The following is a 24,394-nucleotide window of genomic DNA, read 5'->3' as shown; positions in this document are numbered from 1 at the left end:
GACGCTCGGTCCCCGCTTTCCCAGAAAATTACTGGACGGGGACGGCTGGGGCGGTGCCGTTGGCGGGAAGCTGGCCCGCCGCGGTCTGGTTACGGTTGGGGATGCCGCCGGTTTCGGCCGGCGGGACCGGGCGAACGCCGAACGCCGGAGCGGGGCCGGTCGGGACGGTCGGGACGGTCGGGACGGTCTGCTGCTTGACCAGCGAGGTATCAACCTTGTTCGGCGCTGAAGTCACCCCGGCGATCGCGGCGAGCAGGATCGACAGGACGATGAACAGCCCGCCAAGCACCGCCGTGGCGCGGGTCAGGAAATCGGCCGCCCCGCGCGCGGTCATGAACCCCGATGAAGACCCGCCGACGCCGAGGCCTCCGCCTTCCGACCGCTGCATCAGGATCGTCCCGACAAGGCTGGCGGCGACGATCGTCTGGACGATGAGCAGGAAGGTGAACATGGGCGCGCTTTCGGGAAAATGGTCGGTTGGCCTCTAGCCGTCGGTGGCGCGGGTTTCAATCCGCGCCGCCGCCGCGGGCTTAGTCTCCGACTACCGGTAGTGCGACATAGCTTGCCTGACCGGCTGCGTGAAACACCCGCTGGGTCGCCTTCACATAGTCGGCCGGCTTGGCGAAGAAGATGTTGGGGACATAGGTTTGCGGGTTGCGGTCGTAGAGCGGGAACCAGCTCGACTGGACCTGGACCATGATCCGGTGACCCGGCAGGAAGACATGGTTCGCGTTCGGAAGCACCAGCTTGTACGCGATCGGCTGGTTCGCCGGGATCGGGGTCGGGTGCGCCGGATCGTCGCGATAGCGGCCGCGCAGCACGTCCATCGACACGGCCAGCTCATAGCCGCCCATCTCGGGCTTTTGCGGATATTGGTCGGGATACACGTCGATCAGCTTGACGACCCAGTCGCTGTCGCTGCCGCTGGTCGATGCGACGAGGTGCGCGACCGGCTGCCCCGCGATGTGCACCGGAGCGGTCAGCACGTCGCTGGTATAAGTCAGCACATCAGGCCGCGCCGAAGCGAAGCGCTGGTCGTCGACCAGCCATTTCGACCAGGTCGAACCCTTCGCATAGGGCGCGGCATTGGGGCGATTGCGATAGGTCACCGGCTTGGCCGGATCCGAGACATACTCGTCGTACGCCGTGCCCGCGATCGGCTGGCTGAACGACAGCGACGCATTGCCGGCGAGATAGAGCGGCTTCAGGGGCGTCGCGCAGCCGTCGCACGCGCGCGGCCACTCGGCGTAATTGTGCCAGCTGTTGGTACCCGTCTCGTAGACCGTCACCGCGGGGGTCACGACCGCGGGCGCTCCGTCCTTCAGGTGCGCATCGAGGAACGGGATCATTACCGTCGAGCGAAACGCCTTGCCGGTGTCGTTGCCATAATCGAGTACGCCGAGCGAGGAGGCCTCGCTATTGGCCTCACCATGATACCATGGCCCCATTACGAAATGCGCGTTGGGGCTCGACTTGACCGCGGCATAGGCCGCTGGCGCACCGTAAATATCCTCCTGGTCCCACTGCGCGTCGACGAACAAGGTCGGCACGGTCAGCGGGGCACGCGCCAGGATCACGTCGACCGCCTGGCCCTGCCAGAACGCATCATAAGCGGGGTGTTGCGACACGCGACGCCAGAAAGGCAGCTGGTCCATCCCCATCGCGGTCGCCAACGCACCCGCCGAACCATAATGCATGAAGGTCGCGTAATCGTCGTAGCGGTTACTATACCATTCCTCGCTGCTGTCGGTCTTGGCAGTCTGGAAATAGACGTAACTCATCATTTCCTGGCGGAAGGCGCCATTGTGGAACCAGTCGTCGCCCTTCCACACATCGACCATCGGGTTGATCGGCACCGCCGCCTTGAGTGCGGGGTGCGGATTGACCAGGCTCATCAGCGTGGTGAAGCCGTCGTAGCTCGTACCGATCGTGCCGACCCGGCCGTTCGATTCGGGGACATGCTTCACCAGCCATTCGATCGTGTCATAGGCGTCGGTCGAATGGTCGACCTTGGTCGTGTTGAGCGGGCCGACCAGCGGCCGGTTCATGACATAGTCGCCCTTCGACTTATATTTTCCCCGAACGTCCTGCGCGACCATGATGTAGCCGCCGTGAGCCAGCTCGGCGTAGGACGGGAACAACGCGTCCTCGATTTGCGGACCGCCGGACTCGCGCGTCATCAGCTTGTCAGCCGAATAGGGGGTGCGGTCGAGCATCATCGGCGCCCGGGTCGCGCCGCGCGGTACCAGGATCACGGTATGTAGCGTCACTCGGTCGCGCATCGGGATTTCGACCTCGCGCTTCACATAGGCAAAGCTGTCGCGGAGCGGGGAGAATTTCGTGGGAATATCCCCGCCCTTGGGGAAGCTCATGTCTTGCGCCGCGGCAGCCGACGACACCAACGCCACCGCGCTCATCGCGGCGAACCAATATATTCCACGCATTTCGGATTTCCCCAAGGTATCAAAGAAATTGTAAAGCCCCGCCCGGCGGCTGGCAAGTAGCCTCAGCTGTTCGCCGCCGCAACGACGATCGGCAGGAAATCGGCGGCGGTCAGGCTCGCGCCGCCGACCAACGCGCCGTCGACATCGGCGACGCCGAAAATCTCGGCCGCGTTCGATGGCTTGACCGATCCGCCGTAGAGCAACCGCACGGCCACGCCGGCTTCGCCGTACAACGCGACCAATCGTCCGCGCAGCGCGGAGTGCATCTCACCAATGTCCTCAAGCGACGGGATGCGGCCGGTGCCGATCGCCCAGATCGGCTCATAAGCGACCGCGTCGGGTGCTGCTGGCGGGAGCGAGGCGTCGAGCTGGGCGGAGACGGTGGCGACTGCGCGCCCCGCTTCGCGCTCGGCAAAGCTTTCACCGACGCACAGGATGACGTCGAGCGCTGCGGCCATTGCGGAGATCGCCTTGGCGCGCACCTGCCCGTCGCTCTCGCGATGCCCGTCACGGCGTTCGGAGTGGCCGACGATCACCAGACGGGCGCCGGCGTCGTGGAGCTGGTGCGCGGCGAGGTCGCCGGTGAACGCGCCCTTCGCCTCGCCGTGAACGTCCTGACCGCCGATCGCGAAACCCGGCACGGCACGGGCGGCGCGCTCGATTAGCGTCGCGGGCAGGCACAGCGCGACATCGACCCCGGCGGGGACGGCGGCGGCGATGCGCACGATCTCGGCGATGCTGTCGGCGGTGCCGTGCATTTTCCAATTGCCCGCGACGAGCTTACGGTTGGCCATATTGTCCTCTTCGCTGTGGCCCGGCCGCGCCTAGCAAGTGGGGCGGCTTGCGCCAAGATCGGATCAAGCTAAAGCACCCGGTTTCCGCGTTACGAAAGCCTAGTGGTCATGCTCGACAGTTTCCGCCGCCTGTCCAAGTCCAAGATCGGCACCGGCATATTGGTGGCGTTCCTGGTCGCGATCCTCGCCAGCTTCGCGCTCGGTGACATCAGTTCGACGCGTAACTCCAACTTCGGGCTGGGCAGCAGCACGCTGGCCAAGGCGGGCGACGAGGAAGTCACCGAGCAGGATGTCAGCCGAGCGATGGAGCAGGCGCTAAACCGCATCCGACAGCAGAACCCCGCCGCGACCTACCAGGATCTCGCGACTGATTATCTCCCGTTGGTCCAGTCGCTGATCGAGGGCCGTGCGCTCGGGGCGTTCGCGAAGAACAATGGTTTCATCCTGTCACCGCGCCTGATCGGGGCGGAGATCGCCAAGATCCCGGGGACGCGCGGGCTCGACGGCAAATTCTCCGACCTCGCCTATCAGCAATTCCTCGGCCAGCAGCGGATGACCGACGGTGAAGTCCGCCGCCTGATCAGCCAGCAACTGATCCAGCGGCTGATCCTGACCCCGGCGGCGGCCGAAGCGCGGCTGTCGATCGGCATGGCCTCGCCTTATGCGTCGATGCTGCTCGAAGAGCGCGAGGGCGAAATGGCGATCGTGCCGATCTCGGCCTTCGCCGCCGGATTGAAGCCGAGCGACGCCGACCTCGCGTCCTTCTATACCGCCAACAAGGCACGCTACACGGTGCCGGAACAGCGCATCCTACGGATCGCGCGGTTCGGACCGACCGACGTCGCGGGCGCGGTCCCGAGCGACCAGGAGATCGCCGCTTATTACAATGCCAACCAGGCAACCTATGGCGCCAAGGAAACGCGCGTCATCAGCCAGGCGGTCGTGCCTGACGCAAAGGTCGCCGCCGCGATCGCCACGCGTGCCAGGACGGGTGACTTCGCCGCCGCCGCCCAGCCCGCCGGGCTCAGCGCCGCGGACGTTTCGGTCGGCCCGCAGACCCGCGCCCAGTTCGTCGAACTCGCCAACGAAAAGGTCGCCGCCGCCGTCTTCGCGCCCGCCGTCAACGCCGGGACGATCGTCGGGCCGATCCAGTCCGACCTCGGCTGGCACGTCATCCGCGTCGAGAGCGTCAAAGGCGACCCGGGCAAGAGCCTTGCCACCGCCCGGACCGAGATCGCGGCTAAACTTTCCGTCAACAAGCGCAAGACCGCGCTCGGCGACCTCGTCAACCGCATTCAGGACGGGATCGACGAGGGTCAAGGCTTCGCCGACGCCGTCGCAAAGAACAAGCTGGCCGTCAGCGAGACGCCGCTGCTGACCGCGCAGGGAAAGGCGCTCGGCGATCCGCAATACAAGCTGCCGGCCGAGCTTGCCGGGGCGCTGAAGTCGGGCTTCGAGCTTACCCCCGACGACAAGCCGGTGGTCGAGACGCTTCCCGGCGAGGCTGGATTCGCACTCGTCGCGCTGGGCAGGGATCAGCCCGCCGCACCCGCGCCGCTCGACGCCGTGCGCGCCCGCGTCGCGAGCGACTGGGTGACCAAGCAGACACTGCTCAAAACTCGCAGCGTGGCCACCGCGATCGCCGCCAAGATCGCCGCCGGCGCGCCGTTCGCGCAGGCGCTGGCCACCGCCGGAGTCAATCTCCCGCCGGTCAGCCCGATCCGTGCGCGGCGCATCCAGATCGAACAGTCGCCGCCCGCGGTCGTTCCGGCGCTGCAAATGCTATTCAGCCTGTCACAGGGCAAGAGCCGTCTCGTACCGCTGCCGTCGGCCAACGCCTTCGCGATCATCCGAGCCACCAAGATCGTTCCTGGCAATGCGATGACTCAGCCGTCGCTGATCGGCCGTGTTCAGGGCCAGTTCCAGCAGGGCGCGTCGCAGGAATATGCCCTTCAATTCCTCGCCGCGGTGCAGGCCGAAGTCCGGGTGAAGCGCAACGAGGCAGCGATTGCGGCGACGCGTCAGCGGCTGGTTTCGCCGACCGGCGCGGCGCAATAGGGGCGGTCCGGTAAGCGCGTCCGGCTTGCCCCTCGTCGCCGCCACCCCGCGACTGCTGATGATCGACAATGTCGACAGCTTCACATTCATGCTGGTCGATACGCTGCGCGTCGTCGGCGCTAAGGTGCGGTTCGTGCGCAGCGACGCGATAACCGTCGAGCACGCATTGTCGCCGGAATTCGACGGGATCATGATTTCGCCCGGTCCCGGGCGGCCGGAGGACGCCGGAGCTTCGGTGGCGATTGCCGCCGCTTGCATCGAGGCGCGCCGCCCATTGCTCGGTGTGTGCCTTGGTCATCAGGCGATCGCCATCGCCTGCGGCGGAACCGTCGGGCGCGTCACCCCGGTCCACGGTAAGGCGCTACCGGTGCGGCACGATGGCAGCGGATTGTTCGCTGGCCTCCCCTCCCCGTTCGCCGCGACGCGCTATCATTCGTTGGCTATCGGCAAGATGCCCGCGCCACTGGTTGCCAACGCGTGGAGCGACGACGGGACGGTGATGGCGCTGCGCCACCGATTCGCCCCCGTCCACGGCCTCCAATTCCACCCGGAAAGCATCGCTAGCGAGCGTGGTACCGACCTCATCCGGGCATTTGTAGACATGGTCCGAATCGGCACTTGACGGACACGCGAGTGTTTCCTACACGTTCTGCCTCTGTTCCTTCAGAGGAACGTGGCGGAGACGGCCAATGCTTACGTCCAAGCAGCATGAGTTGCTGAGCTTTATCCACCAGCGGCTCGGTGAAAGCGGGGTGTCGCCAAGTTTTGACGAGATGCGCGAAGCGCTCGATCTGAAGTCGAAGTCGGGCGTGCATCGGCTGATTTCGGCGCTTGAGGAGCGGCAGTTCATTCGCCGCCTCCCCAATCGGGCGCGGGCGCTTGAAGTGCTCAGGATGCCCGAGATTGCTAAACCCGCGGTGGCGGCAAAGGCTGCGTCGGTGCAGGCCACGCCGCGGACCGCCGCCAACGACACGATCGAGATCCCGCTCCACGGGCGGATCGCTGCGGGCACCCCGATCGAGGCGCTGCAGGGGACCGAGGGGTTCGCGGTGCCCGCCGCGTTGCTCGGCCCGGGCGAACATTTTGCGCTCGAAGTATCGGGCGACTCGATGGTCGAGGAAGGCATTCTCGATGGTGACTTCGCGCTGATCCGTCGGGTCGACACAGCGCGCGAGGGCGAGATCGTCGTCGCGCTGATCGATGAGGCCGAAGCGACGCTCAAGACCTTCCGCCGCGAGGGTCAGATGATCCGTCTCGACCCCGCCAACCGCCACTACGAGGCCCAGCGCTATCGCCCCGACCAGATCCGCATCCAGGGCAAGCTGGCCGGCCTGATCCGGCGGTATTGAGGTGGGCGACGGGCCAGGCAGCGTGGCACGAATCGACTATGTCGAGTTGCCGAGCGTCAGCGCGCATGAACTGACTCGCGCTTTTTACACCAAGGCGTTCGCCTGGAACTTCACCGAGTTTGGGCCTGACTATGCAGCCACCGAAGGCGAGACCGTCGACGTCGGCCTCAACGGCCAGCGCGAGGAGTCGCTGTCGGCACCGCTACCGGTGATCCGGGTGGACGATCTCGACGCGGCGTTCGACGCGGTCGGCAAGGCCGGCGGCGTCATCGCCAAGCCGATCTTCGCCTTTCCCGGCGGGCGGCGCTTCCACTTCATCGACCCATCGGGCAGCGAGCTGGCGGTGTGGAGCACCGCTTAGCGCTGCCCCCGAACTATTCCGCAGTGGTCGGATCGATCGTGGCGCGGACCTGCGCGATCGAATTGGCGGGGAAGCCAGCGGTTTCGGCGTGCCGGCGGATGAGGTCCTCGCTCGGTGCGCGATAGATGCAGTAGATCTTATCGTCAGTGACATAGCTGTGGACCCACTGAATCTCGGGCCCGAGTTCGCGCAACACACTGCAGCTGCCCTGGCTGGCGCCCTTCAGCGCGTCCGGGCCGAGTTGGCCTACGCCCGGCATTTCACGCTCGATGACGAATTGCGGCATGATATCCTCTCCTGCGGTTCGCACCCCCTTACAGTAAGGCCAGCCCAAGCGCGCCATGTCAACCGGTCACGACGCCCATGGATGCTGCCCTACCCCATCGACGACCGTCGTGATCACTGGCGGATTGCCCAGCCGGATCGTCAGCCCGCCAGACCGGGCCAGAGCCTGGCGGTCGAGCTTGAGCCAGCGCGGTGAGCAGCCGCGGGGCAAGCGGCGATCGGCGATGACAATGTCAGCATTGGCGCACGCCGCGACGGTGTCAGTCCACGGGGCGAGGTAGGCCGAGCGGAAGGCGAGGACATGCCAGCTGCGGCCGTCTCGTCCCACCGTGAAGCGGCAGGCGTCAAGGGTACAGCGGGCGCCCGGCTCATCCTCGATCCAGCCGGTGTCGCCATCGAAGCCGGCGCTTTCCGTGAACAGCCGGCGCGTGAAGTCGCCGGCGCGCTCGCGCAGCATCAGAGGCGGCCTTCCGGCGCGGACCAGCGCGACGTGGCGGCCGTCACCGCTGATTAGCAGGTCGGGCACGGGCACCAGTACCGCAGCGAGCGCGCCGGCGGCGATCGGCACAACGCCCCACGCGCGCACCCTCCCCCGCCACAGGCAACACCACATCCCGCCCAGCACCATCGCCGCAAAGGCTGCGGTCGGCATCGTCGGCAGCATCGCGACCGCGCCCGGCACCCCCGCGACACGGTGTGCGACCCACAGCAACAGGTCGAGCGACCATCCGGCGGCGACCCACAGCGGATGGCCGAGCCCGACCGCATCCAGCGCCAGCGCGGCGGCCTCGAGCGGCATGCAGACGAAGGTCGTCAACGGAATCGCGACGAGGTTGGCGATGACGCCGTAAAAGCCCGCGCGGTGGAAATGATACAGCGCGAACGGCATTAGCGCGAACTCGACGACCAGGCCGGTGAGCAAGAGCGACCCAAAGCTGCGCGCGATCCGCTGAAGCAGACCTTCTTCGCGTCGTTCGAACAAAGCTCGGACAGGTGCCGAAGATTGCAATGCGATGATCGTCGCAACCGAGGCGAAACTCATCTGGAAGCTTGGCCCGACCACTGCCTCGGGCGCGATCAGCATGACCAGTACCGCGCCCGCCGCGACCAACCGCAGGCTGAGCGCCTCGCGTCCCAGCGCCAAGCCCGCGAGAACGAGGAGCGCCGCGACGCAGCTGCGCACGGTCGGCACCTGCGCGCCAGTGAGCAAAGTGTAGCCGATCCCGGCAGCAGCCGCGAAGGCCGCGGCGACCAGCACCAGGTTGAAGCGCAGCGCAAGCCGCTCGCTAAGCGCCAGCAGGCGGAGTGACAGAAACATCGTCGCGGCGACGACGGCGGCGATGTGCAGGCCGCTGACCGACAGCAGATGCGCGAGGCCCGAGCGGCGCATGGCATCGGCGTCGTCCTTCGAAATCGCGTTCTGGTTACCACTGACGAAGGCGGTGGCAATCGTCCCTGCGGGACCAGGCAACGCCTGCTGGATGTGGCGATCGAGCTGGTCGCGCAGTCCGTCGAGGCCGGACGGCGGGGCGGGGCGGAGGACGGTGATCGGACCGAGCGCCTTGCCGACCGCGCCCAGCCCCTTGAACCAGGCATCGCGGGCGAAATCATGGCTGCCGGGAAGCGCCATCGGCGGCGGCGGGGCAAGTCGCGCGCGGAGGCGAAGCTCGGCGCCGTCATTGAGCCCGGGGGGCGCTGCATCCAGATCGACATTGACGCGTACTTGCGGCGGCAGCTTAGGGTCATGCGGCGCGAGCGTGAGGCGAAGCTTGCCGTCGGCCGCGCGCGGCTCAGCCAGCAGCAGCGTGGCGCTGAATTGCGCGATAACAGGGCGCTCTAGCCGTGGTGCAGTTACCCACTCGGCCTTGCCCCACGCCAACCCCATCCCCGCGGCAACCGTCAGCCCGAGCCAGCCAAGCGCCGTTCCGCTTCGACCCGGGACCAGCAGGAAACCGGCCAGCATCGCACTGGCGGCCAGGCATAGGAGCGCTTGCCACTGCACCGGCCCTTGCAAGCAGAACCACAGCGCGACGCCGCCGCCCAACCCCGCTGCGCCCCACAGGGGTAGCTGGTCCTGTTGCGCGTCGAGAAACAGCTCGATCTTTTGATGAGCGGCGGCGAGGAACGCATTGATCTGACGCGCCGCCAGTGGCAGCGGCGAACCGGCTATGCTAGGGGCGCTCGCCCACTCCATTACGCAATCAGAACAAAGGAAAGGCCGCGTGAGCGCAAGGCCAGTAGTTACACGGTTCGCCCCCTCCCCGACCGGCTTCCTCCACATCGGCGGCGCGCGGACGGCGCTGTTCAACTGGCTTTTCGCGCGGCACCATGGTGGCAAATACCTGCTTCGGATCGAAGATACCGACCGGGCGCGGTCGACCCAGCCGGCGATCGACGCGATCATCGACGGGCTCGACTGGCTTTCGATCGGCGGGGACGAGCCGCCGGTGTTCCAGTATGACCGGGCCGGGCGCCATGCCGAGGTCGCCGAGCAATTGCTCGCGAAGGGCGAGGCCTATCGCTGTTACCTGACCACCGAGGAGCTGGCCGGGCGGCGCGCCTCGGCGCAGGCCGAGCGAAGGCCGTTCCGGCTTACGAGCGAGTGGCGCGAGCGCGATGCGCCCGACGATGGCCGCCCGTTCGTCGTCCGGATCAAGGCGCCACGCGACGGCGAGACGGTGATCGAGGACCTCGTCCAGGGGCAAGTGACGGTGGCCAACCCCGAGCTCGACGACATGGTGCTGCTGCGGTCGGACGGGTCTCCGACCTACATGCTGGCGGTCGTGGTTGACGATGATGACATGGGGGTCACGCACGTGATCCGTGGTGACGACCATTTGAACAATGCCTTCAGGCAGTTGACAATCGTTCGTGCGATGGGATGGGAAGAACCGTCGTACGCCCACATCCCGCTGATCCACGGGCCTGACGGGGCCAAGCTGTCGAAAAGGCACGGTGCGCTCGGTGTCGATGCCTATCGCGACGAGCTGGGCATCCTGCCCGAAGCCTTGGCCAATTATTTGCTGCGGCTCGGCTGGGGTCATGGCGATCACGAGATCATCAGCCTGGCGCAAGCAGTCGAATGGTTCGATCTCGACCATGTCGGCAAGAGTCCGTCGCGGATGGACTACAAGAAGTTGGAGAATCTCAACGGCCATTATGTGCGCGAGGCCGATGACGCGCGGCTCGCGGCTCTGGTCGCGCCCAAGCTGGGGATCGACGGGGCGCAGCAGGCGCTGCTGGTGCGCGCAATGCCCCAGATCAAGGCGCGGGCCCATGATCTCAACGAGTTGGCGGAGGGAGCTCGCTTCCTGTTCGAAGCGCGTCCTCTGGCGATGGAGCCCGCTGCGGCGGCGCTACTGACGCCCGATGCACTGAATTATCTCGGACGCGCCAAGGAAGCTTTTGCCGCACTGCCGGAGTGGACCCTCGAAGCGATCGAAAGGGCGGTTCGGGAGATTGCCGACACGGCCGGGCTCAAGCTCGGCAAGCTCGCCCAGCCGCTTCGCGCGGCGCTGACCGGGCGGACCACGTCCCCCGGAATCTTTGACGTCCTATTTCACCTCGGGCAGGGCGAAAGCATTGCCCGCATCGACGACCAGTTGGAGCCGACCGAATGACCGAGCCGACCACCATCAAGACCGGCAGCACCGAGAAGAAATACCCCACGCTGCCCGGGACGGTCGGGCCGGACGTCGTCGACATCCGCAAATTCTATGCGGAAACGGGGATGTTCACCTATGATCCCGGCTTCACTTCGACGGCGTCATGCCAGAGCGCGATCACCTATATCGATGGCGATGCGGGAATCCTGCTTCACCGCGGCTATCCGATCGACCAGCTGGCCGAACGGTCGAGCTTCATGGAAGTCTCTTACCTACTGCTCCACGGTGAGTTGCCGGGCGAGAAGGAACTCGCCGATTTCACCTGGACGATTTCGCGCCACACCATGGTGCACGAGCAATTGTCGACTTTTTACAGGGGCTTCCGCCGCGATGCTCACCCGATGGCGATCCTCTGCGGGGTCGTTGGGGCGCTGTCGTCCTTCTATCATGATTCGACCGACATCACCGACGCCAAGCAGCGCATGATCGCATCGCACCGGCTGATCGCCAAGATGCCGACCTTGGTCGCGATGGCGTTCAAATATTCGGTCGGGCAGCCGTTCCTCTATCCGCAGAACGACCTGAGCTACACCGGCAACTTCCTGCGCATGACGTTTGGCGTCCCTGCCGAGAAATATGATGTCAACCCGATCATTGAAGCGGCGATGGACAAGATCTTCATCCTCCACGCCGACCACGAGCAGAATGCGTCGACCTCGACCGTGCGGCTGGCGGGATCATCTGGGGCCAATCCGTTCGCTTGCATGGCGGCGGGGATCGCCTGCCTGTGGGGCCCGGCGCATGGCGGGGCGAACGAGGCCGCGCTCAACATGCTGCGTGAGATCGGCGATGTGAAGCGCATCCCGGAGTACATCGCGCGGGCCAAGGACAAGAACGATCCGTTCCGGTTGATGGGCTTCGGCCACCGCGTCTACAAGAATTTCGACCCGCGGGCGAAGGTCATGAAGACGACAGCCGACGAGGTACTGAGGGAACTCAACATCAGCGACCCGGTGCTCGATGTCGCCAAGGAGCTCGAGCATATCGCGTTGAACGACCCCTATTTCATCGACAAGAAACTGTACCCCAACGTCGACTTCTATTCGGGCGTGATCCTGAACGCGATCGGCTTCCCGACCGAGATGTTTACCGCGCTGTTCGCGCTGGCGCGGACCGTCGGCTGGGTCGCCCAGTGGAACGAGATGATTTCGGATCCCGAACAGAAGATCGGCCGCCCGCGCCAGCTTTACGTCGGCGCAACCCAGCGCGATTACGTGCCGGTAGGATCGCGTTAGGCCAGCGCTAGTTCCAAGGTGAAACGCGACCCCTCGCCGGGGACGCTTTCGAGGCTGATTTCGCCGCCCATTTGCCGGGCGAGCCGAAGCGAGATGGCGAGGCCGAGGCCGGTGCCGTCGGCTTCGCTGTCGTCGACCCGCTCGAATCGCTGGAAGATGCGTTGCTGGTCGGCCGCCGCGATTCCCGGTCCGCGGTCGGCGACCGTCACACGCGCGCGGCCCGCAGCGACGGCGAGGCTGATAGCCACCGGGCTGCCCGGCGGTGAATAGCGGATCGCGTTGCCGAGAATGTTGACGATCACCTGGACGACACCGCGCGCGTCGCCCTTGGCAAACAGCGGCGAAGCGGCAGGCTCGAGCGTGAGCGGCACCCCGCGTACTTCGGCGGCAGCGGCAACGAGTGCGATCGCCTCGTCGGCACAGGCCGACAGGTCGACGCGGTGCGGAGCCGCCACGCCTTCGCTCATCGAGCGGATTACCGACATCAGGTGGCGACCGGCAGCAGCGATGTCGCCCGCATAACCGGCATAGTCGCTGCGCAGCGGGCCATCGCTACGTTCGACGATCTTGTCGGCGGCGGCGATGATCCGGTCGAGCGGGGTACGCAGCGCACGGTCGAGTTCGGCGTTGAGGCCATCGCCCGCAACGGATGCGCCGGCAGTCGCGGGCGCACTCGAGCGGTCGGGGACGAGCGACAGCGCCGGGTGCGGTGGCAATGCGCGTCCGGCGAACCCGGCGAACTTGCCCGCCTCATCGCGCAGCACTTCACCGGACAGGAGGAGGATGATCGTCGAAACATTGCGCGCCGAGGCCTTCTGGCCCGTGAAAGGGGCGCGCCCGGCAAGCCCCGCGAGCAGCGGAAGGGTGCCGTCGTCATCCTCGTCGAGCTTGAGATAGCGGGTCAGCGGCTGGCCCATCGCCTCGGCCGGATCGACCTCGAGCCGCTCGGCGAGGTCAGGAGCCAGCGCGGTCAATTTCAGTTCGGCGTCAGTCGCCCATTCGCCGGTCGCCGGATCGCGCGCCACGGTCGAATCATCGTCGGCGGCGAGGACCAGGTCGAGCCGCGGCGCGGCGGGCGGACGCGGGCGCCAACCTTCGATCGCCAGCACGACCTCGTCGCCGTCGAGCGTAGCGCGGACCCACAGGTCATAATCCTCGCGCGCGCCGGCGGCGATGACCGATCGGGCGACGGGCACGCCGAGCTGGCGCGCGAGCCGGGCGACGGCGGCGATTTGCGGCAGAGCGAGGCGCGCGCCCAGCCCCGAGCCGGCTTCGGCCTGGAGCGTCGCCAGCGGCGGGTCGGCGGAGACCAGCCGGCCTTCGCCGTCCAGCCGGCCCGCTACGACGCCGGGATCGTCGGGCGCGCTAGCCACGGCGAAGCATCTCGCGGGCGGCGGTGAAGGCGGTGGGCAGGCGCCACTCGCCACGCGCATCCTCGACCGCTTCCGTCCCCAGCCGGTCGAACCGCGCCATGTCGGCAACGGGATCGGACACGCCGGTCAGCGCGCCAAGCTCGGCGACCAGCCGGGCCGCGGTCGGACGAGCAAGGCCGGCAAGACGGGCGAGCAATACCAACCGCCCCTCTCCGCCGGCGACGAGATGGTCCCAGGCGAGCGCTTCGGGCACTCCGGCGCGGCGCGCAAGAATCGCCGAGAGCATCGCGATTTCGCCTTCCGCCGCGGCGTCCTCGACAAGGGCATCGTCGAGCCGCCCGACGCGCTCAAGGATCCGCACGAGACCCGCCAGCATGGCGTCGATCCGTTCGCCCTCGTCGTGGCAGCTGAGCAGCGATTCGGCGCCCAGTGCCAGCGCACGGTCGATCGCGGGATGATCGGGCAGCGGCGCGCGCAGGCCGGCGGCGACGGCATGGACCAGCGCCACCGCCTCTTCGGCGGGAAGGTCGTCGAACATTAGCCGTCCCTGCCCGTAACGGTCGCGGCGGCGGCCCCGCGCGATCACCAGCGCCATCGCGCAGGCGGCGAGTTCGCCGTCGCTGTCGGCGACCCAGCGCTGGACGAGCGGCGCGCGGCCCGGCGCCTGGCGCAGGTTGAGGGTCGCGGACAGGCGCTGCTCGTCGGCGCGGCGCAGCAGCAGGGCAACGAGATCGGGGCGGTCGAGCAGGCCGCGGCGCCACAGCGCGGCGACAAGTGTGTCATGACCCTCGCCGCCGATCGCGTCGAGGCCGTGCGGCAAGCTAGCGATGATCTCGTCGGCGATGGTCGCGACGAGGTCGTCGAGCATCGCGGTCATCAGCGCACGTTCCTGCTCGGACAGGCGCGCGGCGGGGTCGAGGAAGAAGTCGCGGCGCACGGTGGCCAGCCGGTCGCGTCCCGCGGGGCGCGCGGGCTCGACCGGACGGTCGGCTGCCGGGGCAGCTATCGGCCATTCCTCGGACATCATCGCCGACCCTGTTAGCCGATTGAAGTTAACGCCGCCTCAATTGCGTTTCGAAGCTGGATTGTTGCGCGATCAGGTGCGTTCGATCCGATGACGCAGGTGCTGGACCAGGAAGAATGAGGACGCCGCATAAAGCGCGAGTATTCCGAGCAGCAAGTTCCACCAGCCGAACGCGGCGAACGGGACGGCGGCGACAATCGCGTTGCGGCGCGCGAACAGCCACGGCTGGAACGGGACATCCTCGCCGCCGAGCTCGGTGCGCAAGGCGTGGCCGAAAGCGCCGGCTGTCAGCGCGCCGAGCAGCGCACCCCAGCCGCCATCGCCATGACGGAAACCCCACCAGCCAAGCGCAACCAGCGCCAGCCCCGCGGCAGGCCACAGCGCGCGCTTGGTCCACAGGGAGCGCGGCAGTGGCTTGAGCCGCAAGGTCGCAAGGCGCGCGGCAACAAGATCGAGCGGGGTGGAAACCAACAACAGGCCAAGTGCAGGCCAGAGCCAGCCGCGGGTGAAGGCGAACGCGGCGGCGAGTGTCAGGGTCAGTGCGACGGCTACAAGCCAATCGGGCTTGAGCCGCGTCTCCATCAGGCGCTCGGTGGCGAATTCTTCGAATACCGGGAGCAAGGCGCGGCTGGCGATGTCGCGTCGGGCGCCGCGTGATGCCAGCAACAGGCGGCGCTCGAACCCCCCGAGCGCGTCGGCGCTGTCGGCGAGCAGCGGCCCGCCACCGGGCCCGTCGAGGCGGACGAGGCGGGCGCCCGACTGGACCGCGCGGCGCAAAAGTGTCGACTGAAGATCCCAGTCGCCAAGCATGGCCGCAGTCGAGCCGAGCGTCGACGCGTCGATAAGTGCGATCCCGGCCCAACGGCTGGCGCCGTCGATCCGCTCATAGGCGGCGTGCGCCTCGTCGTCGGGCAGCGTGGCGATGGCCACCTCGCCAAGCTCGGCGAGGCGATTGATGTCGGCGATGTCGGGCGCGATCCCGTCGGCGATCTCGAGGATGAGCGTGCCCGCCTCGAACCGCGAGGCGGCCTCATTGCCATCGCTGACGGGTACGACGGTGACCCCTTCCTGGCGGAGGCGCTCGAAGGCTTCCTGCAAAGCGACCGGTACCCGCTCGACCAGGACGACGATCGGCGCCGCGCCGGCCGCGGCGGCACAGCGCGCCTGATATTCGACGAGGGTCCGGCCGGCGAGCGGAAGCAGCGCGCGCAGGCCGCCGCGATCATCTTCCTGATAGGCTCCGATCAGCGCACCCAGCGCCATATTCTTCCCCGTCACCAACCAGCCAGCCTTAGGCAGGCGTCGGAAGCTTTTCCAGCGCTGTTTGTCGCGCCGCGATCACCCCCCGTCCGCGGCCTGCGAATGGCGCTTTCGATTGCGCGGAAAGATGATAACATGACGTCATGGAACCGAACCCGATCCGCTCCGCCCCTTCCGAAGCTCCGATCGAGGAGGGCTTCGGCCCGGTGATCGAGCGGCAAGCGCGGACCGACGCCGACGCCGAGCCCGGTTTCGAGCCAATGGCCGCACCTGGCTTCGACGCCGCCGAATGGCATGAGACACGCGCCGAGCATGACGGGGCTGGCGGGCGGATGGTACTCGGCTGGGCGCTGGCGGTGCTGGCGGCGCTGTGGATCGGCTACACCGGCTGGTCGGCGGGACGCGCGCTCGGCGGCGTACCGCTAAGCTCGCCGGCACTGGCGCAATGGATTGCGGTGGTCACCGGCCCGCTCGCGCTGATGGGCCTAATCTGGCTGATGTTCGGTCGGACGCGGCGCAAGGAAGCCGAGAAATTCACCCGCTCGGTAATCACGATGCGCGCCGAGGCACAATCGCTCGAGGCGCTGCTGGCGGTATTGGCGACGCGTATTGGCGAGAGCCACCAGGCGCTCCACGCAATGTCGGGCCAGTTGATGGGGCTGGGCGAGGAAACGGCGCAGCGGCTGGGCTCAGTGACGCGCGAGCTCGATGCCGGGTCGGAGCGACTGTCGGCGCATGGCGCCGCGCTCGACCGGGCGGCGGAAGCGGCGCGAACCGATATCGGCGTGCTGTTGGCCGACCTGCCGATCGCCGAGGCGCGGGCGGTGTCGATGGCCGAGCGGCTGCGCGAGACCGGCGGCGAGGCGAGCCGCCAGGCGGCGCTGTTCGAAGATCGCGTCGGCTCACTCACCGAGCGCACGCGTGAAGCCGACACGGTCGTCGGCGAAGCGGCGGGCCGGCTGGTTACCCACCTGACCCATATCGAGAGCGCCAGTGCCGCGGCGCATGTCCAGCTCGATGAAGTCTCGGCGGCTCACCGCACCGAAATCGACGGGCTGCTTGGCCATGCGGCGACCGCGCTCGACAATATCCGCAGCGGGATCGACGCGCAGGCGGCGGCGGTGGCGGCGCTGCTCGCGCAGTCGACCGCCGGGCTTGGCCGCGCGGGCCAGGATTCGGCCGAAGCGCTCGGCGCCCGCCTGACCAGTGCCGGTAGCGCCCTCGACGGTCTCAGCACGCGCATCGCCGAACAGGAGCGTGCCTCGCAGCGGCTCGTCGCCGAACTTGACGTCGGTCTGGCCGGTCTTGACGAGCGTTTCCTACAGCTGGCGCAGAGCGGTGATCAGCGCGCGACGGCGATGCTTGGCGCGCTCGGCCGCCTGCGCGGCGAAATGACCTCGCTCGGCGAACAGGCGGGTGGGCACGACCAACTGGTCGAACAACTCGCGGTCCGGACCGATGGCCTGCGCCGTGGCGTCGACGCGCTGTCGGCCGATATCCGCGACGTGCTGAGTGACGCGCTCCGCGACGCCGAGGATAGCGCATCGCGGCTGACCGAGCAGGTCGAAGTGGCCAAGCCGGCGATCGACGCGGTTCGCGACGCGGCGGTCGAAGCGAGTGAGCGGCTGGCAAGCGGGGTTGGCGCAGTCGAGGCGCAGCATGACCGGTTGGCCGAACTGCTCGCCGCGGTCGACACCGGTATCGGCGGGGCCGAGAGGCGATTGTCCGAGCTTGGCCAGGCGATTGGCACCGCTGCGGGCGATGCCGAACGGCTGAGCAACGAGACCGGCCCGGCGCTGGTCGCGGCAATGCTCCAGGTGCGCGAGGCCGCGGCCCATGCGGCGGAGCGCGCGCGCGAAGCGATCGCCGGAGTCATCCCCGAAAGTGCGGCGAACCTGTCGGCGGCGGCGCGGACTGCGCTCGAGGCGGCGGTACAGGCGACGGTCGCCGAGCAGTTGCGCGACGTCGAGCGGGTCGCGGTGCGCGCGGTCGAGGCGGCGCGCGAGGCGTCCGAGCGGTTGACGCGGCAGATGCTGACCATCGGCCAGAGCGCGTCGGCGCTGGAGGCGCATATCGAACGGACACACGAAAGCCAGCGGCAGCATGACAGCGACGAATTTGCCAAGCGCGTCGCGCTGCTCATCGATTCGATGCACTCGGCGTCGATCGACGTCGGCAAGATCCTGGCCGACGAGGTCGATGACAAGAACTGGACGGCGTATCTGAAGGGCAATCGCGGCGTGTTCACGCGGCGCGCCGCGCGGCTTCTCGGCGGCGGTGAAACGCGGGCGATCTCACAGCATTATCAGGCGGATGCGGAGTTCGCCGGGTCGGTCAACCGCTACGTCGCGGATTTCGAGGCGATGCTCCGCCGGGTGCTGGCCGAGCGCGATGGCGGGATGATGGCAGTGACGCTGATGTCGTCGGATGTGGGGAAATTGTACGCGGCGCTGGCGACGGCGGTCGACAAGCAGAGATAGCGTCGTCCCCTACCCCTTGTCGCCGTACAAGCGGTGGTAGAAATCGAAACTCTCGATTCCGACCCAGCCGTAGATCCAGTTGAGGTCGTACACGGCGAACAGCCCCGTCGCGATCAGCGCGGAGCGGAGAAGGTGGCGCCTTAGATCGAACCGGTGGGGGGCGCTGTCGGCCTGGCCCGCAATGCGCTCGGTGCCGGCTTCCTCGTCGGTGCGGACGCCGAACGACAGCGACACGAACGCCACCGCGACGAAGAACAGGAACCAGATCGCGATCGACGCGGGGATGCTCATCGAGCGCCGATCTCCAGCAGGCTGACGTCAATCGTCGGCTTCTTGCCGGTCCACAGCGTGGCGCAGCGGCGCACCGCGAGACGCACCGCTTCCAGGGTCTTCGCCGGATCCTTACCGGGCTCCCACGCCTTGGTCGCGGCGTCGGCTGCGTCGGCGAGGAAATCGTCGAGATCGGCTTCGACCGGAACGCCGAACGAGCGGATCAGCGGGACGCCGGCGAGGCGCCGCCCCTGCCCGACCGGCAGCGCGACGGTGATCAGCCCGTCGCGCGACAGGCGGCGTCGGGTATTGATGGTGGTACCGTCGGCGGGCAGGATGACATCGCCGTCGAGCACGAGCCGCCCGACGCGCTCGGTGCCGATCTTCTTCGGGCCGTTGGGGGCGAGGCGAATGACATCGCCATTCTCCTGCTTGATCGCCCGCGGGATGCCGTTCGCGAGACCCCAGCGCGCTTGTTCGGCGAGATGGCGCGGCTCGCCATGAACAGGCACGAGGATTTCGGGGCGCATCCATCGGTACATCTGCGCCAGCTCGGGGCGGCCGGGGTGGCCCGAGACATGGACATGGGCCTGGCGCTCGGTAACCGTCAGAACGCCGAGCTCGCTGAGCTGATTCATGATCCGGCCGATGGCGAGCTCATTGCCCGGGATTTGCTTTGACGAAAAGATGACGGTGTCGCCCTCGCCCATCTTCAGCTCATGCTGCCCGCCGGCGATGCGGCCGAGCGCAGCGCGCGGCTCGCCCTGCCCACCGGTGGCGATGATGACGACGTCTTGCCGCGGGAGACGCATTGCCTCGTCGAAGCGCACGGTTTCGGGGAAATCGAGCAGATAGCCGGTCGCGCGGGCCACCTTGAGGATACGGTCGAGGCTGCGCCCGGCGACGCAGACGGTGCGACCGGCCTCGGCGGCGACGCGGCCGATCGTGGCGAGGCGCGCGGCGTTGGACGCGAAGGTGGTTACCAGCACGCGCCCCTCGGCTTTGGCGATTTCGTCGGCGAGGCCCTTGGCGACGCTCGATTCGCTGCCCGATGGGTTGTCCTGGAAGACATTTGTCGAATCGCACACCAGCGCGAGGATGCCTTCGTCGCCGATGCGGGTGAGCGTCTCGCTTGAGGCGGGCTGGCCCAGCACCGGGGTCTCGTCGATCTTCCAGTCGCCGGTGTGAAACACCTTGCCGTAGGGCGTCGTGATCAGCACGCCATTGCCCTCGGGAATCGAGTGGGCCATCGGGACATAGCGGATACCGAAGGGACCGAGCTGGGCGGATCCGCCGCGCTCGATGATGTGCAGTTTGACCTTGCCCGACAGCCCCTCTTCCTCGAGCTTGCCGGCTATCAGCCCGGCGGTAAACGGGGTCGCGTAGAGCGGAACGTTGAGGTCGGCGGCCATGTAGGGCAGCGCGCCGATATGGTCTTCGTGGCCGTGGGTCAGGACAATGCCAACCAGATCCTTGCGGCGCTTCTCGATGAATTCGAGCTCGGGCAGGATCAGGTCGACGCCGGGCGTGTCGCTGTCGGCGAAGGTCAGCCCCAAGTCGAGCATGAGCCATTTGCCGTCGCAACCATAGAGGTTGACGTTCATGCCAATCTCGCCCGAGCCCCCCAACGCGAGGAAGAGCAGTTCTTTAGCGGGGGTCATGGACGCGCTTTCTGGGCGAGGAGGGCGAGGCCCTGGATGGTGAGGTCGGGCTCGATCGCGTCGAACGCGGACGTATGCTGGTCGAACAAAGTGGCGAGGCCGCCGGTGGCGACGACCGTGACCGGGCGGCCGATTTCGGCCTTGAGGCGTGACACCAAGCCCTCGATCATCGCAATATAGCCCCAATAGATGCCGGTCAGCATCTGCGCTTCGGTGGTGCGGCCGATGACGCTGGTGTCGGCCGGCGCCTCGATCGCGATGCGCGGCAGCTTGGCGGCGGCGGCAACCAGCGCGTCGAGGCTGAGGTTGATCCCTGGCGCGATGATGCCGCCCTTATAGGCGCCGTCACCGTCGACCACGTCAAACGTGGTCGCGGTGCCGAAGTCGATCAGGATCAGGTCGCCCGGGTAGCGGTCGTGCGCGGCGATGGCGTTTAGTGCGCGGTCGGCGCCGACGCCGCCCGGCTCGTCGACGTCCAGCGTGATGCCGTAGGGCGCGGTGGCGCTGCCGGCGATCATCGGGGTGACGTGGAAATATTTCTCGCTGAGGACTTCGAGGTTGTGGAGCGCGCGCGGGACGACGGTGGCGACGATCACCGCGTCGACGTCGGCACGGGTAAATCCTTCGAGTTCGAGCAGTTGGTGGAGCCACACGGCATACTGGTCGGCGGTGCGACGAGCGTCGGTGGCGATGCGCCAGCGGGCGCGGATCGTCCGCGTCTCGTCGACCATCGCAAAGACGAGATTGGTATTTCCGGCATCGACAGCGAGCAGCATGGGCGGGTGCCTAGACTTGTTCAGGCGCAAAGGCGAGCATCAGTCGAGGCTGACGTCCCCGGCGCGAACGATCTCGACCGCGCCGCTGTCGAGGCGGAGGCGGAGCGAGCCGTCGGGGTCGAGCCCGTCGAAGCGCCCCCTCAGCCGTTGCCCGGCGCCATCATGGACTTCGAGCGGCGTGCCAGGCGGATGCGCGCGCGCCTGCCAGGCCTGGCCGAAAGCGGGGGGCGCGCTCGATCGCCACAGGCCGAGCATCCGCGCCATGCTCGCGGCCAGCACGGGGGCGAAGGCTTTGGGCGTCAGCGCGCCGTCGAGGCTCGCCGTAGCGCGTCCTTCGATCTGTGGAGCGACGGCGAGGTTAACCCCGAAGCCGGCGACGATGCGATCACCGGATCGCTCCAGCAGGATGCCGGCGAGCTTGGCGCCGCCGAGCATCAGGTCGTTGGGCCATTTGAGCATTAGCTGGGTGCCGGGGGCAGCGATGTCGACTGCTTCGATCAGCGCGAGGCCGCACGCCAGCGACAGCCCCGGTGCGGGCGGGTCGTCGGGGCGCAGCTGGATAAGGGTCGAGCCGGCGAAATTGCCCGCGAGCGACTGCCATTCGCGGCCCTGGCGGCCCCTGCCCTTGTCCTGCGCCAAGGCGACCAGCCAGTCGCCCTCGACCGCGCCGATATCCCCCAGCAGCACGGCATTGCTCGACCCGGCGCGCTCGACGATGCGGATTCTACTCAGAAAAGGCTGCTCGCGGCGTTGCCGGTGAGACGGGTGATCGGGCCGATGAGCAGGTAGCCGAGTGGCGAGACGAAGATCGCGGCAAGCAGGATGAGCGCGCCTTCGAGCGGCGCGCGGACCCGGCCGAGCGGGGCGCCGGGCGCGTCGAAATAGAGGATCTTGACGATCTTGAGGTAGTAATAGGCACCGATGACGGTGCCGAGGATGCCGGCGACCGCAAGCCAGATGAGGCCCGAATGGACCGCGGCGATAAACACCGCCAACTTCGACCAGAAACCGAGGAACGGTGGAATGCCGGCGAGGCTGAACATGAAGAAGGCGAGTGCGGCGGCGAGGCCGGGGCGCGATTGCGACAGGCCCGACAGCGCGTCGAGGCTTTCGAGCGGCTCGCCATCCTCCCCGCGCAGTCGTAGCACGCACAGGAAGGCGCCCAGCGTCATGACGACATAGACCGTCATGTAGAACAGGATCGAGCTCGCGCCCTGCGGGCCACCGGCGGCGAGGCCGATCAGCGCGAAGCCGACGTTGTTGATCGACGAATAAGCGAGCAGCCGCTTGATGTTGGTCTGGCCATAGGCGGCAACCGCGCCGAGCAGGATCGAGCCCAAGGCGACGACGATCACGATCTGGCGCCAGGCGTCGATCGCCGGGCCGAGCGCGCCGAGGCACACGCGAGTGGCGAGCAGCACTGCAGCAACCTTGGGCGCCGATGCGAAGAAGGCGGTCACCGGGGTCGGCGCGCCTTCATACACATCGGGCGTCCACATGTGGAACGGCACCGCGCTGATCTTGAACGCGAGGCCGGCGAGCAGGAACACCAGCCCGAACAGCAGGCCGAGCGAATGCGGGCCTTCGCGGGTAAAGGCCGCCGCGATGCCACTGAAATCGGTCGTCCCGGTGAAGCCGTAGAGCAACGAGATGCCATAAAGCAGGATGCCCGAGGCCAGGCTCCCCAACACGAAATACTTCAGCCCCGCCTCGGCCGACCGCGCATCGCTGCGCCGATAGGAAGCGAGGACATAGGCGGCGAGGCTCTGCAGCTCGAGCCCGACGTAGAGCGTGATCAGGCTGGTCGCCGAAACCATCACCGCCATGCCGACCGCCGAGAACAGGATCAGGACGGGGTATTCGGCGCCATGCTCACTGCTATGATCATTGGCTCCATCATCGCCGACCATCTGCCCGAACCAGCCGTGCGCGCCGATGATCGCGACCGCGGCGGCAAGGAAGACGAGCAGCTTGCCGAACGCCGAGAAGCCGTCGGCGGCGATCATCCCGCCGAACAGCGGCCCGCTTTCCTGCGGCGCGCCGATCAGCATGACCGTCGCCGCGACGAGCAGTCCGACCGCGACCCCGCTGGTGATCCGTCCGGCGCGCGGCACGAAGGCGGCGACCATCATCAGCGCAATCGCGCCTGCGGTGAGGACAAGCTCGGGAAGGAGCGCGGCGAAGTTCATTATTCAGTCGCCCCGTGGGTCGTGATCGTGACCGGCTTGCCCGAGGTCAGTTGCGAATCCCCCGCCGGTGTCACGGGCTGGAGGCGAACCAGCAGTCGCCCGACATCGGCGCGCATCGGCGCCATGAAGCTTTCGGGATAGACCCCCATCCACAGCACCACCGCCGCGATCGGAGCGAGCAGCCACCATTCGCGCAGCTCGAGATCGGGCATGGCGGCGGCATCGGCGTTGACCGAGGTGCCGAAGCAGATCCGCCAGTAGAGGTAGAGCATGTAGGCCGCACCGAGGATGATCCCGGTCGTCGCCACCACCGCGCCCCACGACGAGGCGCGATAGGTGCCGGTCAGACTGAGGAATTCGCCGACGAACCCGCTCGTGCCGGGCAGCCCGACGCTGGCCATGGTGAACAGCATGAACAGCAGGGCATAGCCCGGCATGTTGTTCGCAAGGCCGCCGTAGCGCGCAATCTCGCGGGTGTGGAGCCGGTCGTAGATCACCCCGACGCACAGGAACAGCGCGCCCGAGACGAGCCCGTGGCTGAGCATGACCATCAGCGCGCCCTCGATGCCCTGCCGGTTGAACGCGAACAGGCCAAAGGTGACGAACGCCATATGCGCGACCGACGAGTAGGCGATGAGCTTTTTCATGTCGCGCTGCACGAGGGCGACGAGACTGGTGTAGACCACCGCAATCCCGCTGAGGATGAATACCAGCGGCAGAAACTGCGCAGAAGCCTCTGGAAACATTGGTAAAGAGAAGCGGATGAAGCCGTAGCCGCCCATCTTCAACAATACGCCTGCGAGGATCACCGATCCCGCGGTCGGCGCCTGGACGTGGGCGTCGGGCAGCCAGGTGTGAACCGGCCACATCGGCATCTTCACCGCGAAGCTGGCGAAGAAGGCGAGCCATAGCCAGGTCTGGAGGCCGCCCGGGAAGTTGTAGGCCATCAGCGCCGGGATCGAGCTCGTCCCCGCCATGCCGATCATGACCAGCATCGCGATCAGCATCAACACCGATCCGGCGAGTGTGTAGAGGAAGAATTTATAGCTCGCCTTGATCCGCTCGGCACCGCCCCAGATGCCGATGATGAGGTACATCGGGATCAGCCCGCCCTCGAAAAAGATGTAGAATAACAACAGGTCCTGCGCCGCGAAGACGCCGATCATCAGC

General features: G+C 67.3%; 21 protein-coding genes. 7 read left to right on the top strand and 14 right to left on the bottom strand.

Annotated elements, in window-relative coordinates; genetic code table 11:
* Window positions 1-28 precede the first annotated feature (28 nt).
* From secG to tpiA, 3 genes are all read right to left on the bottom strand, one after another.
* Window positions 29-451, bottom strand: a complete 423-nt coding sequence (gene secG / locus Q0R27_RS11610) for a preprotein translocase subunit SecG (protein WP_293944918.1) — start codon at window positions 449-451, stop codon at window positions 29-31.
* A 79-nt stretch (window positions 452-530) separates the two neighbouring features.
* Window positions 531-2,444: a CocE/NonD family hydrolase gene (locus tag Q0R27_RS11605; protein ID WP_293944917.1), complete on the bottom strand. Its 1,914-nt coding sequence runs from the start codon at window positions 2,442-2,444 to the stop codon at window positions 531-533.
* A gap of 62 nt (window positions 2,445-2,506) precedes the next feature.
* The gene (tpiA, locus tag Q0R27_RS11600; protein WP_293944916.1) at window positions 2,507-3,238 is read right to left on the bottom strand and encodes a triose-phosphate isomerase; all 732 of its coding nucleotides are present in this window, start codon (window positions 3,236-3,238) and stop codon (window positions 2,507-2,509) included.
* Window positions 3,239-3,346: 108 nt separating this feature from the next.
* On the opposite strand from tpiA, the gene Q0R27_RS11595 reads away from it, so the two are divergent.
* From Q0R27_RS11595 to Q0R27_RS11580, 4 genes are all read left to right on the top strand, one after another.
* Window positions 3,347-5,296: a peptidylprolyl isomerase gene (locus tag Q0R27_RS11595; protein ID WP_293944913.1), complete on the top strand. Its 1,950-nt coding sequence runs from the start codon at window positions 3,347-3,349 to the stop codon at window positions 5,294-5,296.
* A 58-nt stretch (window positions 5,297-5,354) separates the two neighbouring features.
* On the top strand, window positions 5,355-5,918 hold the full coding sequence (locus Q0R27_RS11590) for an aminodeoxychorismate/anthranilate synthase component II (protein ID WP_293944938.1): 564 nt from the start codon (window positions 5,355-5,357) through the stop codon (window positions 5,916-5,918).
* Window positions 5,919-5,985: 67 nt separating this feature from the next.
* Entirely contained in the window at window positions 5,986-6,645 is a 660-nt protein-coding gene (gene lexA / locus Q0R27_RS11585) for a transcriptional repressor LexA (protein ID WP_293944911.1), read from the top strand.
* Between the two features lie 22 nt (window positions 6,646-6,667).
* Window positions 6,668-7,006 carry a VOC family protein gene (locus Q0R27_RS11580; RefSeq protein ID WP_293944908.1) on the top strand — a complete coding sequence of 113 codons (339 nt, stop codon included), beginning with the start codon at window positions 6,668-6,670 and terminating at the stop codon, window positions 7,004-7,006.
* 13 nt (window positions 7,007-7,019) lie between these two features.
* Here the strand turns inward: Q0R27_RS11580 and Q0R27_RS11575 are convergent, their stop codons facing one another.
* Both Q0R27_RS11575 and Q0R27_RS11570 read right to left on the bottom strand, forming a co-directional pair.
* Window positions 7,020-7,292 (bottom strand): DUF4242 domain-containing protein, encoded by a 273-nt coding sequence (locus tag Q0R27_RS11575; RefSeq protein WP_293944906.1) that lies wholly within the window; start codon window positions 7,290-7,292, stop codon window positions 7,020-7,022.
* 66 nt (window positions 7,293-7,358) lie between these two features.
* Window positions 7,359-9,485 (bottom strand): ComEC/Rec2 family competence protein, encoded by a 2,127-nt coding sequence (locus Q0R27_RS11570; protein ID WP_293944905.1) that lies wholly within the window; start codon window positions 9,483-9,485, stop codon window positions 7,359-7,361.
* Between the two features lie 28 nt (window positions 9,486-9,513).
* Between Q0R27_RS11570 and gltX the strand changes: the two genes are divergently transcribed.
* Both gltX and Q0R27_RS11560 read left to right on the top strand, forming a co-directional pair.
* A complete protein-coding gene (gltX, locus tag Q0R27_RS11565; protein ID WP_293944904.1) occupies window positions 9,514-10,911 on the top strand; it encodes a glutamate--tRNA ligase in 1,398 nt (465 codons plus the stop codon).
* The gene (locus Q0R27_RS11560; protein ID WP_293944903.1) at window positions 10,908-12,191 is read left to right on the top strand and encodes a citrate synthase; all 1,284 of its coding nucleotides are present in this window, start codon (window positions 10,908-10,910) and stop codon (window positions 12,189-12,191) included. The genes gltX and Q0R27_RS11560 overlap by 4 nt, the downstream gene beginning before the upstream one ends.
* On the opposite strand, the gene Q0R27_RS11555 is transcribed toward Q0R27_RS11560, so the two are convergent.
* From Q0R27_RS11555 to Q0R27_RS11545, 3 genes are all read right to left on the bottom strand, one after another.
* Entirely contained in the window at window positions 12,188-13,564 is a 1,377-nt protein-coding gene (locus Q0R27_RS11555; RefSeq protein WP_293944902.1) for a sensor histidine kinase, read from the bottom strand. The two genes, Q0R27_RS11560 and Q0R27_RS11555, sit on opposite strands and share 4 nt — an antisense overlap.
* Window positions 13,557-14,588 carry a DUF2336 domain-containing protein gene (locus Q0R27_RS11550; RefSeq protein WP_293944901.1) on the bottom strand — a complete coding sequence of 344 codons (1,032 nt, stop codon included), beginning with the start codon at window positions 14,586-14,588 and terminating at the stop codon, window positions 13,557-13,559. The genes Q0R27_RS11555 and Q0R27_RS11550 overlap by 8 nt, the downstream gene beginning before the upstream one ends.
* Before the next feature lie 72 nt (window positions 14,589-14,660).
* Window positions 14,661-15,866, bottom strand: a complete 1,206-nt coding sequence (locus Q0R27_RS11545) for a hypothetical protein (RefSeq protein WP_293944899.1) — start codon at window positions 15,864-15,866, stop codon at window positions 14,661-14,663.
* Window positions 15,867-15,991: 125 nt separating this feature from the next.
* Here Q0R27_RS11545 and Q0R27_RS11540 point away from each other — a divergent pair, with 125 nt between their 5' ends.
* Window positions 15,992-18,328, top strand: coding sequence for a hypothetical protein (locus Q0R27_RS11540; protein ID WP_293944897.1), 2,337 nt, complete (start codon window positions 15,992-15,994; stop codon window positions 18,326-18,328).
* Between the two features lie 9 nt (window positions 18,329-18,337).
* On the opposite strand, the gene Q0R27_RS11535 is transcribed toward Q0R27_RS11540, so the two are convergent.
* The 6 genes from Q0R27_RS11535 to Q0R27_RS11510 all read right to left on the bottom strand — a co-directional run.
* The gene (locus Q0R27_RS11535; protein WP_293944895.1) at window positions 18,338-18,619 is read right to left on the bottom strand and encodes a DUF1467 family protein; all 282 of its coding nucleotides are present in this window, start codon (window positions 18,617-18,619) and stop codon (window positions 18,338-18,340) included.
* The gene (locus Q0R27_RS11530; RefSeq protein WP_293944894.1) at window positions 18,616-20,259 is read right to left on the bottom strand and encodes a ribonuclease J; all 1,644 of its coding nucleotides are present in this window, start codon (window positions 20,257-20,259) and stop codon (window positions 18,616-18,618) included. Before Q0R27_RS11530 ends, Q0R27_RS11535 begins: the two co-directional genes overlap by 4 nt.
* Window positions 20,256-21,035, bottom strand: coding sequence for a type III pantothenate kinase (locus tag Q0R27_RS11525; RefSeq protein WP_293944891.1), 780 nt, complete (start codon window positions 21,033-21,035; stop codon window positions 20,256-20,258). The genes Q0R27_RS11530 and Q0R27_RS11525 overlap by 4 nt, the downstream gene beginning before the upstream one ends.
* A gap of 39 nt (window positions 21,036-21,074) precedes the next feature.
* Entirely contained in the window at window positions 21,075-21,752 is a 678-nt protein-coding gene (locus Q0R27_RS11520) for a biotin--[acetyl-CoA-carboxylase] ligase (protein ID WP_293944936.1), read from the bottom strand.
* Between the two features lie 11 nt (window positions 21,753-21,763).
* Window positions 21,764-23,224 (bottom strand): NADH-quinone oxidoreductase subunit NuoN, encoded by a 1,461-nt coding sequence (gene nuoN / locus Q0R27_RS11515; RefSeq protein ID WP_293944888.1) that lies wholly within the window; start codon window positions 23,222-23,224, stop codon window positions 21,764-21,766.
* On the bottom strand, window positions 23,224-24,394 hold a 1,171-nt coding region (locus Q0R27_RS11510), incomplete at its 5' end, for an NADH-quinone oxidoreductase subunit M (RefSeq protein ID WP_293944886.1). The genes nuoN and Q0R27_RS11510, both read right to left, overlap by 1 nt.

The organism is Sphingomonas sp. (assembly GCF_025362505.1).
GTDB lineage: Bacteria > Pseudomonadota > Alphaproteobacteria > Sphingomonadales > Sphingomonadaceae > Sphingomicrobium.
Note: the sequence above shows the minus strand (reverse complement) of the source record. Positions and strands in the feature narration are given on the sequence as shown.

What these genes read in the sequence shown, in the direction of transcription:
- secG (WP_293944918.1), bottom strand. Translation starts at nt 451, where the DNA reads ATGTTCACCTTCCTGCTCATCGTCCAGACGATCGTCGCCGCCAGCCTT.
- Q0R27_RS11605 (WP_293944917.1), bottom strand. Translation starts at nt 2,444, where the DNA reads ATGCGTGGAATATATTGGTTCGCCGCGATGAGCGCGGTGGCGTTGGTG.
- tpiA (WP_293944916.1), bottom strand. Translation starts at nt 3,238, where the DNA reads ATGGCCAACCGTAAGCTCGTCGCGGGCAATTGGAAAATGCACGGCACC.
- Q0R27_RS11595 (WP_293944913.1), top strand. Translation starts at nt 3,347, where the DNA reads ATGCTCGACAGTTTCCGCCGCCTGTCCAAGTCCAAGATCGGCACCGGC.
- Q0R27_RS11590 (WP_293944938.1), top strand. Translation starts at nt 5,355, where the DNA reads ATGATCGACAATGTCGACAGCTTCACATTCATGCTGGTCGATACGCTG.
- lexA (WP_293944911.1), top strand. Translation starts at nt 5,986, where the DNA reads ATGCTTACGTCCAAGCAGCATGAGTTGCTGAGCTTTATCCACCAGCGG.
- Q0R27_RS11575 (WP_293944906.1), bottom strand. Translation starts at nt 7,292, where the DNA reads ATGCCGCAATTCGTCATCGAGCGTGAAATGCCGGGCGTAGGCCAACTC.
- Q0R27_RS11570 (WP_293944905.1), bottom strand. Translation starts at nt 9,485, where the DNA reads ATGGAGTGGGCGAGCGCCCCTAGCATAGCCGGTTCGCCGCTGCCACTG.
- Q0R27_RS11560 (WP_293944903.1), top strand. Translation starts at nt 10,908, where the DNA reads ATGACCGAGCCGACCACCATCAAGACCGGCAGCACCGAGAAGAAATAC.
- Q0R27_RS11550 (WP_293944901.1), bottom strand. Translation starts at nt 14,588, where the DNA reads ATGTCCGAGGAATGGCCGATAGCTGCCCCGGCAGCCGACCGTCCGGTC.
- Q0R27_RS11540 (WP_293944897.1), top strand. Translation starts at nt 15,992, where the DNA reads ATGGAACCGAACCCGATCCGCTCCGCCCCTTCCGAAGCTCCGATCGAG.
- Q0R27_RS11535 (WP_293944895.1), bottom strand. Translation starts at nt 18,619, where the DNA reads ATGAGCATCCCCGCGTCGATCGCGATCTGGTTCCTGTTCTTCGTCGCG.
- Q0R27_RS11530 (WP_293944894.1), bottom strand. Translation starts at nt 20,259, where the DNA reads ATGACCCCCGCTAAAGAACTGCTCTTCCTCGCGTTGGGGGGCTCGGGC.
- Q0R27_RS11525 (WP_293944891.1), bottom strand. Translation starts at nt 21,035, where the DNA reads ATGCTGCTCGCTGTCGATGCCGGAAATACCAATCTCGTCTTTGCGATG.
- nuoN (WP_293944888.1), bottom strand. Translation starts at nt 23,224, where the DNA reads ATGAACTTCGCCGCGCTCCTTCCCGAGCTTGTCCTCACCGCAGGCGCG.